Source organism: Aquabacter sediminis, from assembly GCF_028863665.1.
In the GTDB taxonomy this organism is placed as follows: domain Bacteria; phylum Pseudomonadota; class Alphaproteobacteria; order Rhizobiales; family Xanthobacteraceae; genus L1I39.
In genome coordinates this window covers 360,727-373,571 of sequence record NZ_JARBFX010000006.1, presented here as the reverse complement: position 1 = coordinate 373,571, position 12,845 = coordinate 360,727, and the positions used below count along the sequence as shown (strand labels likewise).

Below are 12,845 nucleotides of genomic sequence, written 5' to 3'. Positions count from 1 at the left end.
CTGCATCCGGGGCGGGAGGTGGCGTGTAGCCCTGACGACCGGCGGACAGGCCGGCCCATCACAGGGAGACATCACATGCTCAAGCGCACCCTTTTCGCCACGCTGCTCGCCTCAACCGGCGCCGTCCTCGCCACCGGCGCGAGCGCGCAGAGCGTCGCCGCCTTGGTCGGCGACAACATGATCGTGATGGTCGACGTGGCCACCAGGAGCGCCGGCAAGAGCCGGCCGGTCTCGGGCGTTTCCGGCAAGGTGCTCGGCATCGACGTGCGGCCCTCCGACGGCCTCCTCTATGCCGTGATCGACGACGGCTCGATCGTCACCCTCGACACCGCAACCGGCAAGGCGACGATGAAGGCCAAACTGGAAAGCACGCTGCCGGCGGGCGTCACCGCCACCGTGGACTTCAATCCGGTGGCCGATCGCCTGCGCCTCATGGGCTCGGACGGCACCAATCTGCGGGTCAATGTGGATGACGGGAAGGTGATCCGCGATGGCAACCTGAACTTCGCCGGCTCGGATGCCATGAAGGAGAGGAAGCCCACCGTAGTGGCCGGCGCCTATACCAATTCGGTGAAGGGGGCGAAGGAGACGGCGTTGTTCGACATCGACGCCTCCGGCACCCTGCTGAAGCAGGCTCCGCCCAATGATGGGGTCCTCAATAGCGTGGGCAAGCTCGGAGTGGTGGGTAACGGGGTGGCCTTCGACATTGTGTCCGACGGCGCCGGCAATGGGACGTGGCTGATCGCCGGCGACACGCTCTACTCGGTGGACCTCACCTCCGGCGCGGCGATTGCGAAGGGCAAGATCACCGGGCTCACGGGGCAGGTGCGCGACATGGCCGTGCTGCCCACCAAGGCCATGTGAGGTCGCCCCCTGTCAGGGGCTTGCCCCGAACGGCCCGAACACCATGTCGGGCGAGCTGGTATTGTGGCGGGACGGCGTGAGCCGCCCCGCCCACAGGCCCAGGGCTTGACCGCCAGGAAAGTCCATGATCGGACCTTCCTTCCAGCCGGCCGCACCCGGCGCGCGCCAGGCCACGGACGATACGTCGTTGTTGAAAGCGGTCACATACATGGAGCGCAGCGCCGCGAACGGGCGGTCGCCCGGCGTGGCGTCCAAGGTCACGTCCAGGACCTGGCGCTCGGCATCCAGGGTGGCGATGCGCAACTGAGCCGAGCCGCCGGCGGCGAAGGACAAGGTGAAGCTTCCGGTCTCGGGCTCGAAAACCACTTCCTTCAGCCGCACCAGCGGCCGACCCTGCACCTCCACCGGGCCCAGGAGGAAGGAGGAGCCGTAGGCGGCCTCGCGCAGAGGGAAGGGCGCCATGGGACGGGCGCGCCAATAGCCGTCAGGCGGATAGAAGACCAGCACCTCATAGCGCCCTACCCCGTGGGGCACGAAGAGCTGCACCATGTGCAGCCCGGGAAACACATGGCCGCCGATGCGCACCGGCACGTCGGCGGGCCGCCAGAAGGAGGGGAAGGTGAAGCCCACCAGCCGGTAGCGATCGGAATTGAACAGCACGTCCCGCCGGGGACGGGCCGGCACCACCGGGTCCGCCGTCATGTCGCAGGCGGTCCAGTCCGGCGCGGTGCGGTCGCGCTGGAGCGTGCCGATATAAGCGGGATGGACCGCCTCCACCCGGAAGCGGCGCACCGCCGGATTGGAGAAGGTAAGCGCCACATTGTCCTTCTCGGCGCAGGTCTCCGGCACGCTGTCATTGCGCACCTCCACCGCCAGCGGCACGGCGGGTTCCGTGCTGGGCCGGGCCACGGGCTGGGCCTTCGCCGCAAGCGGGGCGAGGGCGAGCAGGGCCGCCAGAAGCAAGGCCTGGACGCGCATGATTCCTCCTATTTTGCCGATCATGCCTCGCCCGGCGCGGCCTGTCTGCCCGTCCTGCGCGCGCTGTGGCCCGTGCATACCGCACTTGCAGCAACAGCCTGACGCAAGCTTCGCCGTCTAGGGTGAATTCACTTCGGTAACCGGCTCCGATCTCCCCACCCTCGGATCGGTCGAAGCAAAGCGCGGCGCCTCTTCCGCCCCCCACCCAGAGGCGCCGCGCTTCTCTCTTTCTCTTCCCGCTCAATCTGCGCTGCGCCCGAAACGAAAGAGCCCGCCGAAGCGGGCCCGGTCGCAGGCTGGGTTACGCACGGGCCGGCGCCCCTGCCCGGCAGGTGAAGGGCGTGATCCCGGACTCAGAGCCCGCCGATGCACACATATTTGATGTTGAGATAGTCGTCGCAGCCATACTTGGAGCCCTCGCGGCCGACGCCGCTCTCCTTGACGCCGCCGAAGGGGGCCACTTCGGTGGTGATGACGCCCGCATTCACGCCCACCTGGCCATATTCCAGCGCCTCGGAGACGCGGAAGGTCCGGCCGACGTCGCGGGTGAAGAAATAGCAGGCCAGGCCATATTCGGTGGAGTTGGCGAGGCGCACCGCCTCTTCCTCGGTCTCGAACTTGAAGACCGGGGCCATGGGGCCGAAAATCTCCTCGCGGGCAAAGGCCATGTCGGAGGTGGCGTTGGCGATGACGGTGGGCTCGAAGAAGGTGCCGCCCAGCTCCGAGCGCTTGCCGCCGGTGACCACGCGGCCGCCCTTGTCGAGCGCGTCCTGCAACAGGCGCTCCACCTTGGCCACCGCCTTCTCCTCGATCAGCGGACCCTGCACCACGCCTTCATCCAGGCCGTTGCCCACCTTGAGCGCCTTCGAGGCGGCGGCGAGCTTTTCCACGAAGGCATCATAGATGCCGGCCTGGGCATAGAAGCGGTTGGTGCACACGCAGGTCTGCCCGGCATTGCGATACTTGGAGGCGATGGCCTGCTCCACCGCCGCGTCCACGTCCGCATCGTCGAACACCAGGAAGGGGGCATTGCCGCCCAGTTCCATGGAGATCTTCTTCATGGTGTCGGCGGACTGCTTCATGAGCAGCTTGCCCACGGGGGTGGAGCCGGTGAAGGTCACCTTCTTCACCAACGGATTGGAGGTCATCTCCGCGCCGATGGCCTTGGCATCGCCCAGCACGATGTTGATGACACCCGCCGGAATGCCCGCCTGCTCGGCCAGCACGCCCCAGGCGAGGCCCGAATAGGGGGTGAGTTCGGAGGGCTTGCACACCACGGTGCAGCCGGCTGCCAGCGCCGCGCCGATCTTGCGCGAGAGCATGGAGGAGGGGAAGTTCCAGGGAGTAATGGCGGCCACCACCCCCACCGGCTCCTTGGTCACCAGGATGCGGCGGCCGGGCCAGGGGGAGGGGATGACATCGCCATAGAGCCGGCGGGCCTCTTCTGCGAACCAGCGCACATAGGCGGCGGACGCGCCGATCTCGCCCTTGGCCTCGGCCAGCGGCTTGCCCTGCTCGGTGGTCAGCAGGCGGGCCAGTTCATCGGTGTTGGCGATGATCAGGTCGGCCAGCTTGTGGAGCGCGGTGGCGCGTTCGGCGGCGGTCTTTGCCCGCCAGGCGGGGAAGGCGGCGGCCGCCGCCTCGATGGCGCGGCGGGTTTCCGCGCCGCCGGCATCCGGAACGGTTCCGAGCAGATCGCCGGTGGCCGGATTCATCACCGCGATGGTCCCGCCGCCATCGGCGTCCACCCATTTCCCACCGATCAGCATCTGCTCGCGCATCAGCGCAAATTCGGGCGCGTCGCCGGGAATGGGGGCGGAAGCGGTGAGAGCCATGGCGGAACTTCCTTCAGGACGGGACAGCGCGCTGAGCGCGGGAATGCCGCGCCGTCGGGGGCAAGCTCGGCTCGCCCGGGACGGTCGGCGAAGGAGGCGGGAACCGGCAGAGACCGGGCGCGGGGACCGCGCGGGCGGCACCCTACCTGATACAGGTAATGGAGTGGAAGGGGACGATCTGCTCCTTGTGATTGCCGCCGGCGGAAACCTGGCAGCGCAGATAGTCCCGGCCGACACTCACGGGCGCGAAGCCGGTGATGGTGGCGCCTCCCACCACCTGGATCACGAGGGCTTGCCCGTCCTTGTCGGCCACGATGTCGAGGATGGCCTGGTGGAAGTCATCGTCCTTGAACTGGCATTTCATGGTCTGCCTCCTCTGCCACGGCGGAAGCCTGGCCGTCGGATCATCCGTGACCCAGGGCGCGGCCGAGCCCCGTCTGCGATCAAACCTATGGCGGGCACACATGCCGGTCGCATTGATCCAACCGACCGGAGGGCCCTGGCATCTCCATTCCCTGCGGGGTGCGACCCCGTGTCTTGGCCCGGCGCGTGTGATCCGGCCGGTTGCCCCATGATAACGCCATCGCCCCGCCATCGGTCATGTGCCCGGCGCGGGGCTGTAGGCGCAGCCGTGCGCCCCAAACGCAAGCGGCGCCGCCTCGGGTGCGGCGGCGCCGCTCAGGAACGTTCAAGCGCAGGTTGGACTATTCGCCGAACAGCTTGCGCTGCCACCAGCCGGACTTGCGCTTGCCGGTGTCCTTCGGAGCGTCCTCGGTCTGCGGGGGGGCGGCGGCCGGCGCGGCTTCGGCCGCCGGCTCGGCGGCCGGCGTCTCGGTCACGCCAGCGCCGCTGGCGAAGTCTGCGTTGGAGATGGGCATGGAGGCGTCGGCGCCGGTGGCATCAATGCTCGGCTCACCCGCACGGGCCGTCTCCTCGCCGGTGACAGCGGCTTCCGCCGGAGCGGCCTCGACCGGGGCGGCCTCGGCCGCAATGGTCTCGGCCGGTGCGGCGGCGAGCACGGACGGTGCCTTCTCGCGCACCGTCGAGCGGCGACGGGTGGGCTTGGGCTCGGGCGCGGGCTCTGCCGGGATCGCAGGAGCCGCGACGGGCGCCTCTGCGACGGGAGCCGGCTCGGCAAGGGCGCTCGGCTCGACAGCCGCTGCGGGAGTGGATGCGTCCTGCGCCGTCATGTCCGGCGCGGGGGCGGGGCTCTCGAAGCTGGCGGCTTCGGCGGACGGGCGCTCCGCCTGCGGTACCTCGGAGATGGCACCGGAGGCAAAGGTCACGGGCGCTTCGGCATCGGTCGATGCCTCGCCGTCCTCGGCCCCATCCTCCTCGCCCTCGCCGCGCTCGGAGGGCGCGCCCTCCTCGCCTTCACGGCGATTGCGGCGGCCACCGCGACGGCCGCGACGGCGGCGGCGGCGCTCGTTCTGGCTCTCGGAGCGGTCCTCGTCGTCCCCCTCCTCGCCTTCGGCCTCGCCGTCGGCTTCGGTGGAGGCGGCGTCATCCTCGCCCTCGGCGGCCTCGCCTTCGGGGCGCGGCTCGCGGGCTTCCACGTCACGCTCGCCGCCACGGCGACGGCGGCGGCGCCGCCGGCGGCGGCCGCCATCCTCGCCGCGCTCGGAATTGTCCTCACTCTCCTCGGCGCTTTCGGTCGCCTCGGTGATCTCGGCCTCCTCCAGCGCCTCGTCCTCTTCCTCATACTCCTCGTCGGGAAGGATGGAATCGGGCTGCACCACGCGGCCGGAACGGGGCGCGGCGGGGGCGGGGGCGGCCAGGTCGCCCTTCTCGATCAGGAAGGGCTGGTGGCCGGTGACGCTCTCGTCGGCGCTGATGATCAGCGTCACCGAGAAGCGGTCTTCCAGCTCGCGCAGATGGGCGCGCTTCTGGTTCAGCACATAGAGGGCCACCTCGCCGCGGGTGCGGGCGATAAGGTTATGGGTGGTGGAGCGCAGCAGCTGCTCTTCCAAAGCGCGTAGCAACTGCAGCGCCACGGAGGCGGCGGAGCGCACATGGCCGGTGCCGCCGCAGACGGGGCACACCTCGATGGAGCTTTCCAGCACGCCGGTGCGGATACGCTGGCGGGACATCTCCATGAGGCCGAAATGGGAGATGCGGCCGACCTGGATGCGGGCGCGGTCATTCTTCAGGCAGTCCTTGAGCTTGCGCTCCACCGCCCGATTGTTCCGCTTCTCCTCCATGTCGATGAAGTCGATGACGATGAGGCCGGCAAGGTCGCGCAGGCGCAACTGGCGGGCGATCTCCTCGGAGGCCTCCAGGTTCGTCTTGAGCGCGGTGTCCTCGATATGGTGCTCGCGCGTCGCCCGGCCCGAATTCACGTCGATGGAAACGAGCGCCTCGGTCGGGTTGATGACGATGTAGCCGCCGCTCTTGAGCTGGACCACCGGCGAGAACATGGCGTCCAGCTGGTGCTCCACGCCATGCTTGGCGAAGATGGGCTGGGCCTCGCGATAGGGAATGACGTTCTTGGCATGGCTCGGCATGAGCATGCGCATGAAGTCACGGGCTTCCTTGAAGCCCTCCTCGCCGGCGACGTGGATGTCGTCGATGTCCTTGTTGTAGAGGTCCCGGATGGCGCGCTTGATGAGCGAGCCTTCCTCATAGACGAGGCTCGGGGCGCTGGAGCTGAGCGTCAGCTCGCGCACTGTCTCCCACAGGCGCAGGAGATATTCGAAGTCGCGCTTGATCTCCACCTTGGTGCGGTTGGCGCCGGCGGTGCGCAGGATGACGCCCATCCCCTCGGGCACCTCCAGGTCCTGCACCACTTCCTTCAGACGCTTGCGGTCCACGGCATTGGTGATCTTGCGCGAGATGCCGCCGCCCCGGGCGGTGTTGGGCATCAGCACCGAATAGCGGCCGGCCAGGGACAGATAGGTGGTGAGCGCCGCGCCTTTGTTGCCGCGCTCTTCCTTGACCACCTGGACCAGCATCACCTGCCGACGGCGGATGACCTCCTGGATCTTGTAGGTGCGGCCGCGCCGCTGGGGGGTGCGCTCGGGCACTTCCTCCATGGCGTCGTCGCCGGAGCCGAGCTGCTCGACGACTTCTTCCTCGTCGTCGATCTGCTCGATGTCGCTGTCGTCTTCATCCTCGTCGTCGGAGGCCTCGGTGGGGGCCGCCTCGGCAAAGGCGTTGACGACGGGGGACTCCTCACGCTCACCCTCGGGGGCTTCGGCGGCCTGCTCGGCGTCGCTGTGCGCGGCCTGCTCCTGGGGGGCGGGCAGGGCTTCGGGCGCGGAAGCTGCCTCCGACGCGGATTCACCCTGCGTCTCGACGGGCGCGATCGCGGGAGCCTCTTCTGCCGTCCCGACGACGGCATCGGTGCTGGTGCCGTCTTCGCCGGCGATGGCGCCGTCGGCCTCCGGGGCCTCGGAGGGATCGGACGGCTGCTCGGACAGGGCTTCGGCGACTGGCGCGTCGCCATCTTCGTCATGGTCGCCGCCGGAAATCTGGCCGTCCTCGATGGTCTCCACCACTTCGGCGTCCTCGATCTCCACCACATTGCCGGAGACGGCGTCGTCCTCGGCGGCGCGGCGGGGGCGCGAGCGCTCGCGGCGACGCTCGCGGCGCTCATCTTCCTCGTCGGCAAGGCGGGCGGCGCGTTCTTCTTCCTCGATCAAAGCGAGGCGGTCGGCGACGGGGATCTGGTAATAGTCGGGATGGATTTCGCTGAAGGCGAGGAAGCCATGGCGGTTGCCGCCATATTCCACGAACGCCGCCTGGAGGGAGGGTTCGACGCGGGTCACCTTGGCAAGGTAGATGTTGCCCCGCAACTGCTTGCGGGACGCGGACTCATAGTCGAATTCCTCGACCCGGTTGCCGCGCACGACCACCACCCGGGTCTCCTCCGGGTGGGTGGCATCGATGAGCATCTTGTTGGCCATGTAAATCTCTCTGGGCGGCGCTGCGGCCATGGGCGGACCCAAGGCTCGGCAACGGCCGGCGCGGCAAGGCCTGCGGACCGTCGTTGCGCCACGAATGAAGGCGGAAGGAAGGTGAGGGGCGGCGGCAGTCAGGCCTCAGCGCGACGCGATCGGCGTCGGGGCACACGGGAGCACGCATTGCGCGGCGTTCGTGCGGTTGAGCGTCCATGCCCTGGGTAACCAGTCCCTCAAGCGAAGCGTTCGGATCGGACTGCTGTCCGACCCCGGCATATGTCCGCTCGGTCCCCTTCAATGCGGGGCGCCCGGCCTATCGTCGAATGGCGACCCTCCGCCCTCGCACGCGTATCGCGCGCTCGCCGGCCGGTCTCTGGCCTGGCATGAACGGCCTGGCGGGGGAGAACGCACGACGGGTGACACCCCAGGCCCGGCTTGGCCGGAGGGAGGTATCGGCGGGTGCCGCGCACCCGGGGCCGAACAGCCTGCTCCGGAACGCGAACCATATGCGAGTTCCTTCTTAAACGTCGGGCTCGCATCTTGGCAAGGTTCATGCCTGTTTGCGCGGCAACATTCTCCCGTGGCGAAAGGTTGCGCGGGACGCGCCGAAGGCCCGGCCGGCGCGCGGGGCGGGGGCGATTGGGGGCCGTGAACCCTCGATTAACGGCGGGCGCCTATCCCTTGGCTATGATAATGTTCGCCGATCGGGACGAGGGTGAGCCCATGGTGGCGCACACGCGGCAGTCCGCGCAGGTTCGGAACTCACACGTCCGGAACGCGCAACTCCGGGCCTTGAGTCGCGCGCGCGCGGAGCGCTCCGGCGCGCCGGGTGCCGCTTTTGCCCTTGCACGGGCCCTTGTCCCGTTGCTCTCGCGCCGCCCTGCCGGTCGAGTTGCCCGTTCCATTGGCCGCAAGCTGGTGGCGCTTCTCGCTCTAGCGGCCCTGTTGGCTATGGGGGCAGTCGGCTCCACAGGCATGGTGCGCGCGGGCGAGCGCGCGTCCGCGGCCGGCGTTGCGGGGGAGGGTGCGCCAAACCCCGCGCCGATGGTCGCCGCCGCCGCCCCCGCCGCCAGCTCCCCCTCCGCCATCCCGCTCTCCGTACCGGTGGCTGCCGCGACGGACCCGGCCACGGAGCCGCCGCCGGTCTCCGCCCTTGATGCGCGCCTGGCGGGCGACGGGCAGCGTACCCGGTTGATCCTCGACCTCAGCAAGCCGGCGGAATTCCGTGCCTTCACCCTGGCCAACCCCTATCGGGTCATCCTCGATCTGACGGATGTGACCTTCACCCTCGCCGAGACCCGCGTGCAGACCCGGCGCGGCCTCGTCTCCAGCTTCCGCTACGGCGTCCTGGCCCCCGGCAAGGCCCGCATGGTGCTGGACGTGACCGAGCCGGTGATGATCGACAAGGCCTTCGTGCTGCCCCCCGCCGAGGGCCAGCCGGCGCGCCTGGTGCTGGACCTGGTGCGCACGGATGCGGCCACCTTCAACACCACGGTGGCCACCGCCGCCGAGGCGCGCGGCGCGCCGTCGGCCGCTCTGGCGCCGGGCCCGGTGGCCGATGGCGACGTGCGCCCCGTCATCGTGCTCGACCCCGGCCATGGCGGGATCGATTCGGGCACGTCCGGCGCCTCCAGCTTCAACGAGAAGAACATCGTGCTGGACGTGGCCCTGGCGCTGCGCACGGAATTGGAGCGCGCGGGACGCTACCGGGTGGTGATGACCCGCAGCACGGATGTGTTCGTGCCGCTGGGTGAGCGGGTGCAGATCGCCCGTGCCAACCGGGCGGCGCTGTTCATTTCCATCCATGCGGATGCCCTCGCCCGCGACGATGGCAATGCCCGGGGCGCCAGCGTCTACACTTTGTCTGAGACCGCCTCCGACGCCGACGCCGCCCATCTGGCGGAAAAGGAGAACAAGGCGGACCTCATCGCAGGCGTCGATCTGTCCGAGGAGAGCGACGAGGTGGCCGGCATCCTGTTCGACCTCGCTCAGCGCGAGACGCGCAACTTCTCCGCCACCTTCGCCCGGACCATGGTGGTCGCCATGAAAAGCGTCGGGCGGGTGCACAAGACGCCAGTAAAGTCTGCCGGCTTCAAGGTGCTGAAAGCCCATGACGTGCCTTCTGTGTTGGTCGAACTGGGTTACATGTCCTCGCGCGAGGACCTCAAGCTGCTGACCTCCGACGCCTGGCGGGAAAAGCTGGCCCAGGCCATGGCGGGGGCGATCGACGACTTCTTCGCCCCGCGCTTTGCCTCCGGGGTCGGCGCCACCGGCACCATCACGGCCCGTACGCCCGCCGGAAAGTGACCGGTCTGCCCTTGCGTAAGATGGCTAGGGCGCCATTTCCGTGCGTCAGGGCCCCATGACGCAGGGCGAATAGGGGGCTTGGCCGCGAAGCAGCCACTTTTAGCCAACATAGCGGACCCACAGGCACCTGGAGCCGGTTCCGATCAGACTGCATGGCACGCAGTTGACCGGATCGGACTCTGAGCCGTCCGGAAGCCGCGGGGAGAGCGGGCGCAAAAGTTCGCGCTCGTGAACGAACCCTTGCGTCGCTGCCGGAGTTGAGGCTTGTGGGCGGCTGGTCCTCTCCGGGGTGGTGCCGGGGATGGAAAGTGCGGGGTCGGATGCGCGGCGCGATCTGCCCAGGTGTTATTGGTTGGTGGCGAGGCTGAAAGGTCGGCCGGGCCGAAGGGCTCGCCGGGTCAGGCTCCAGGGGCGGAAGGAGCCCGCTTATGCGGCTGCTGTTGAGGTTCTTCGGCTTTCTCTTTGCGCTCGGCACCGTGGTGCTGCTGGGAGGCGCCGCCGCGGCCACATACCTGGTGTGGAAATATTCCCAGGACCTGCCGGACTATACCCAGCTCCAGAATTACGAGCCGCCCGTCATGACCCGCGTCCATGCGGACGACGGTGCTCTGGTGGCCGAATGGGCGCGCCAGCGCCGGCTCTACATCCCCATCCAGTCCGTACCGAAGCTCGTCATCGAGGCCTTCCTCTCCGCCGAGGACAAGAATTTCTACGAGCACGGCGGCATCGACCCGTCCGGCATCTTCCGCGCGGCCATGGTCTACGCGCAGAATTTCGGCTCCAACCGCCGGCCGCAGGGCGCGTCCACCATCACCCAGCAGGTGGCCAAGAACTTCCTGCTCACCAACGAGGTGTCCTTCGATCGCAAGATCAAGGAGGCGCTGCTGGCCCTGCGCATCGAGCGCGCCTATTCCAAGGACCGCATCCTCGAACTTTACCTGAACGAGATCTATCTGGGCATGGGCGCCTACGGCATCGCCGCCGCAGCCCTGGTCTATTTCGACAAGTCGGTGGACGAATTGACCGTGCCCGAGGTGGCCTATCTCGCCGCTTTGCCCAAGGCGCCGTCTTCCTACAACCCCTTCCGCGACCGCGAGCGCGCCATCGACCGGCGCAACTGGGTCATCGACCGCATGGCCGAGAACGGCTTCATCACTGCCGCCCAGGCGGAGGCGGCCAAGAAGTCGTCCCTCGACGTGACCCCCCGGCCCACCGGCGCGCAGATCTTCGCGGCCGAATATTTCGCCGAAGAGGTGCGTCGCCAGATCATCGACCGCTACGGCGAGAACAAGCTCTATGAGGGCGGGCTTTCGGTGCGCACCGCGCTCAACCCCAAGCTCCAGCGCTTCGCCAAGAAGACTCTGACCGATGGGCTGGTGCGGTTCGACGAGCAGCGCGGCTGGCGCGGGCCGATCACCAAGATCGAGCTGGGGCCGGACTGGGGCGCCAAGCTGGCCGAGATCAAACCCTATTCCGACATCCCCTGGAAGCTGGCGGTGGTCCTGGATTCCAGCAAGGACAATGCGCGCATCGGCCTGCAGCCGCCGCGGGAGAAGGGCGGCATCATTTCCACCCAGCGCGACGTGGGGCTTATCACCCTCGATGGCGTGAAATGGGCGCGCTGGACCAAGGGGCCGGATGCGGGACGCGCGGTCACGTCGGTGGCGCAGGTGCTCAAGCCCGGCGATGTCATCTATGTGGAGCCCATCGCCAACAAGGACGGCCAGTATCGTCTGCACCAGATCCCCGACGTGGAAGGGGCAATGGTGGTGATGGAGCCGCTGACCGGCCGCGTGGTCGCGCTCGTCGGTGGCTTCTCCTATGACGAAAGCCAGTTCAACCGCGCCACCCAGGCGCTTCGCCAGCCGGGCTCGTCCTTCAAGCCGTTCGTCTATGCGGCCGCCATCGACAATGGCTACACGCCCTCCACCGTGGTGCTGGACGCCCCCATCGAGATCGACCAAGGGCCGGGCATGCCGGTCTGGGCGCCGGAAAACTATGCCAAGAAGTTCTACGGCCCGCAGACCCTGCGCTTCGGGCTGGAGCAGTCGCGGAACGTGATGACCGTGCGCCTGGCGCAGGACATCGGCATGCCGCTGGTGGCCGACTATGCCAAGAAGTTCGGCATCTATGACGACATGCTCCCCGTGCTGTCCATGTCGCTGGGCGCGGGCGAGACCACGCTCATGCGCATGGTCAGCGCCTATGCCATGATCGCAAATGGCGGGCGCAAGGTGACGCCCTCGCTCATCGACCGCATCCAGGATCGCTACGGCCACACCATCTACCGCCATGACGAGCGCGAATGCCGGGGCTGCGACGCGGACAAGTGGGAAAACCAGTCCGAGCCGTCGCTGATCGACCGGCGGCCGGTGGTGCTCGATCCCATGTCGTCCTACCAGATCACCTCCATGATGGAAGGCGTGATCCAGCGCGGCACGGGCACCGCGCTCAAAGAGCTGGGACGGCCTATTGCCGGCAAGACCGGCACCACCAATGACGAGAAGGACGCCTGGTTCGTGGGCTTCACCCCCCAGCTCGTGGTGGGTGTCTATCTCGGCTATGACCGTCCCCGCGCCATGGGCAAGGGCGCGACCGGTGGTGTCTTGTCTGCCCCGATCGTGCGCGACTTCTTTAAGGAAGCGCTGGCCAACCAGCCGGCCATTCCCTTCAGGGTGCCCACCGGTATCAAGCTGGTGCGCATTAATCCCAAGAGCGGCCTGCGCGCCGGGCCGGGCGAGAATTCCATCCTGGAAGCCTTCAAGCCGGGCACGGCACCCCCCGACAGCTATTCGGTGATCGGCTCGTCCGATTCGAGCCTCGGCGTCACCCCAGAGGCGGAGCGGGCGGTGCGCTCAGGCACCGGCGGGCTCTATTAGCCGGACCTTAAATCCCGCCACCGTGACATGCGGGGCTGCCTTTTTCCGAGGCGGCCCTGCCCAAAGGGCCGTTTACACTGCGG

General features: G+C 68.3%; 7 protein-coding genes. 3 read left to right on the top strand and 4 right to left on the bottom strand.

The genetic code is table 11. The annotated features are described in order from the left end of the window. The first annotated feature begins 75 nt into the window (after nt 1-75). Complete coding sequence (locus tag PV781_RS15085; protein WP_274776447.1) at nt 76-864, top strand: DUF4394 domain-containing protein; 789 nt, start codon at nt 76-78, stop codon at nt 862-864. Nucleotides 865-876: 12 nt separating this feature from the next. On the opposite strand, the gene PV781_RS15080 is transcribed toward PV781_RS15085, so the two are convergent. The 4 genes from PV781_RS15080 to PV781_RS15065 form a co-directional block, all read right to left on the bottom strand. Continuing rightward, a complete protein-coding gene (locus PV781_RS15080) occupies nt 877-1,842 on the bottom strand; it encodes a hypothetical protein (RefSeq protein ID WP_274776446.1) in 966 nt (321 codons plus the stop codon). Between the two features lie 353 nt (nt 1,843-2,195). Further along, nucleotides 2,196-3,677, bottom strand: a complete 1,482-nt coding sequence (locus PV781_RS15075) for an NAD-dependent succinate-semialdehyde dehydrogenase (RefSeq protein ID WP_274776445.1) — start codon at nt 3,675-3,677, stop codon at nt 2,196-2,198. 142 nt (nt 3,678-3,819) lie between these two features. After that, nucleotides 3,820-4,041: a hypothetical protein gene (locus tag PV781_RS15070; protein WP_274776444.1), complete on the bottom strand. Its 222-nt coding sequence runs from the start codon at nt 4,039-4,041 to the stop codon at nt 3,820-3,822. Nucleotides 4,042-4,381: 340 nt separating this feature from the next. Next, nucleotides 4,382-7,582 (bottom strand): Rne/Rng family ribonuclease, encoded by a 3,201-nt coding sequence (locus PV781_RS15065; RefSeq protein WP_274776443.1) that lies wholly within the window; start codon nt 7,580-7,582, stop codon nt 4,382-4,384. Nucleotides 7,583-8,494: 912 nt separating this feature from the next. Here PV781_RS15065 and PV781_RS15060 point away from each other — a divergent pair. After that, complete coding sequence (locus PV781_RS15060) at nt 8,495-9,883, top strand: N-acetylmuramoyl-L-alanine amidase (RefSeq protein WP_274776442.1); 1,389 nt, start codon at nt 8,495-8,497, stop codon at nt 9,881-9,883. A 428-nt stretch (nt 9,884-10,311) separates the two neighbouring features. Next, complete coding sequence (locus PV781_RS15055; RefSeq protein ID WP_274776441.1) at nt 10,312-12,762, top strand: penicillin-binding protein 1A; 2,451 nt, start codon at nt 10,312-10,314, stop codon at nt 12,760-12,762. The last annotated feature ends 83 nt before the right edge of the window (nt 12,763-12,845 follow it).

Coding starts and splice junctions, on each gene's coding strand:
- PV781_RS15085 (WP_274776447.1), top strand. CDS start 76: ATGCTCAAGCGCACCCTTTTCGCCACGCTGCTCGCCTCAACCGGCGCC.
- PV781_RS15080 (WP_274776446.1), bottom strand. CDS start 1,842: ATGCGCGTCCAGGCCTTGCTTCTGGCGGCCCTGCTCGCCCTCGCCCCG.
- PV781_RS15075 (WP_274776445.1), bottom strand. CDS start 3,677: ATGGCTCTCACCGCTTCCGCCCCCATTCCCGGCGACGCGCCCGAATTT.
- PV781_RS15070 (WP_274776444.1), bottom strand. CDS start 4,041: ATGAAATGCCAGTTCAAGGACGATGACTTCCACCAGGCCATCCTCGAC.
- PV781_RS15065 (WP_274776443.1), bottom strand. CDS start 7,582: ATGGCCAACAAGATGCTCATCGATGCCACCCACCCGGAGGAGACCCGG.
- PV781_RS15055 (WP_274776441.1), top strand. CDS start 10,312: ATGCGGCTGCTGTTGAGGTTCTTCGGCTTTCTCTTTGCGCTCGGCACC.